The organism is Acidisoma sp. S159, from assembly GCF_009766125.1.
Classification (GTDB): domain Bacteria; phylum Pseudomonadota; class Alphaproteobacteria; order Acetobacterales; family Acetobacteraceae; genus Acidisoma.
Window position 1 is genome coordinate 5,093 of record NZ_LMUG01000077.1, and the last position, 635, is coordinate 5,727.

Annotated in this window: 1 protein-coding gene; it reads left to right on the forward strand. The window is 68.8% G+C overall.

Annotation, left to right across the window (positions count from 1 at the left end):
- Positions 1-533 (forward strand): hypothetical protein (locus GSQ92_RS25840; RefSeq protein ID WP_216856962.1); only part of this gene is annotated, 533 nt, incomplete at its 5' end.
- Positions 534-635: the final 102 nt, after the last annotated feature.

The following is a 635-nucleotide window of genomic DNA, read 5'->3' on the forward strand; positions in this document are numbered from 1 at the left end:
GGACCCGCCAGCCCGTCACCCTCGAACTTGCCGCCAGCCTGTGCCCCCACAGTGCGCTCGCCGAAAACCTCTCCCGCACCTTCGGCCTCGAGCCCGTCGACACCGCCGGCATCCGCGAAGCAACCGAGGAGCACCTGGCCCTCGCTTCCAAGGAACTCCCCCTCTCCGAAAAAGCCCTCGAGATGCACCTGCAACGGATCGTCGGCGCCTATGTCAGCTCCGCCTTCGGGGCCGGCCAGTTCTACACCGGCAAGGTCACCCAGGCCCGCGACCTCACCACGAAGGTCGCTAATGACGACCGCGACGAAGACCGCGATGGCGTGAGCGGCTTTGAAAGCCGGGCTGAGCGCGCTCGCATCTTCGCCGGCGAAATGGGTCTCCAGGCGCACGCTCTCCTGGCCGCCGCCGAGGGCGCGGTCTCCGCCTACGCCCACCTCACCGGCAATGAGTGGAAGCCCTACGAGGCTCCGAGCCAGGCCCCGACCACCAGCCGCGCCAGCGCAACCGCCCAGATGGGCGCCTTCGAAGGCTGAGACTACGGTGGGAGCTTCGGCTCTCGCCTCCTACCTGCCAAGCAAACGGGTGTCGCGCGTTGCGGTGCCTAGCCGCGTGATGGCGCCGAAGCCCAGCGCCAC